This window comes from Cellulomonas bogoriensis 69B4 = DSM 16987 (genome assembly GCF_000767165.1).
In the GTDB taxonomy this organism is placed as follows: Bacteria; Actinomycetota; Actinomycetes; order Actinomycetales; family Cellulomonadaceae; genus Actinotalea; species Actinotalea bogoriensis.
This window is the reverse complement of record NZ_AXCZ01000348.1, coordinates 1-1,099: the sequence shown is the minus strand read 5'-3', so window position 1 is coordinate 1,099 and position 1,099 is coordinate 1. Positions and strand designations below refer to the sequence as shown.

The window sequence follows — 1,099 nt, the reverse complement described above, 5'->3', positions numbered from 1 at the left end:
GGAGGACAGGATGTCGTCGGCGAACTCACCGACGGCCAGGCGCAGCGCGAACGGCGGGACACGCAGGGCTGCGGGGCGGCCGAGGGCGCGGGCGACGGTGCGCACGACGTCGGCGTGCGGGGCCGGCTCGGGCGCGGTGAGGTTGACCGGGCCGGCCACGTCCGCGCTCATCAGGTGCGTGATGGCCCGGACCTGGTCGACCAGCGTGATCCAGGGCCAGTAGTTGTCGCCCGGACCCAGCGGCCCGCCCAGGCCGAGCCGGACCAGGGGGAGGAGCTTGCCGAACGACCCGCCGGTGCGGGACATGACGATCCCCGTGCGCAGGTGGACGACGCGGGTACCTGCGTCCTGGGCCGGCGCCGTGGCGCGCTCCCATGCTTGGGCGACATCGGCGAGGAACCCGTGGCCGGGAGCGGAGTCCTCGGTCAGCAGCTCGGCACCCCGGTCGCCGTAGTACCCCACGGCGGAGGCCTGCACGAGGACGGGGGCGTCGTCGCCGAGGTCGGCTACCGCGCGGGACAGGAGGGCGGTGGGTGCCGTCCTGGACCGCAGCACGGTACGCCGGTAGGCGGGGGTCCAACGCTTGTCCCCGACCCCGGCGCCGCCGAGGTTCACCACGGCGTCCACCCCGCCCAGGGCGTCGGTGTCGAGCTCGGCGCGGCTGGGGTCCCACCGGATCTCACGGGAGCACCGCGCCTCACGGCGGACCAGGCGGCGAACCTGGTGCCCGTTCGCGGCCAGGTGCTCCACGAGTGCCGTGCCGATCAATCCGTGCGACCCCGCGATGACCACGTGCATGTGGCCACGGTAGGCGATCACGGTTCAACGGGCGAGGCCCGGGGCGGTGCTGTGCACGCCCCGGGCCTCGCCCGTCTCATCCCTCAGTGCCTCAGAGGCCGACCTCTGCCTCGAAGTCGCCGTCCTCGATGCGCTTCTTCACGGTCATCAGGTACCGGGAGGCATCCGCGCCGTCGACCAGGCGGTGGTCGTAGGACAGTGCGAGGTAGCACATCGAACGGACCGCGATGTACTCCTGGCCGTCCTCGTCGGTGCGGACCACGGGGCGCTTGACGATGGTGCCCGTACCCAGGATCGCCGA

Annotated in this window: 2 protein-coding genes; both read right to left on the bottom strand. The window is 73.1% G+C overall.

Features of this window, described 5'->3' with window-relative positions:
- Positions 1–798, bottom strand: a 798-nt coding sequence (locus N869_RS15310) for a TIGR01777 family oxidoreductase (protein ID WP_035063107.1), incomplete at its 3' end; no start/stop codon positions are given.
- Positions 799–889: 91 nt separating this feature from the next.
- Positions 890–1,099: 2-oxo acid dehydrogenase subunit E2 (locus N869_RS15305; RefSeq protein ID WP_035063106.1), on the bottom strand; the 210-nt coding region annotated here is incomplete at its 5' end.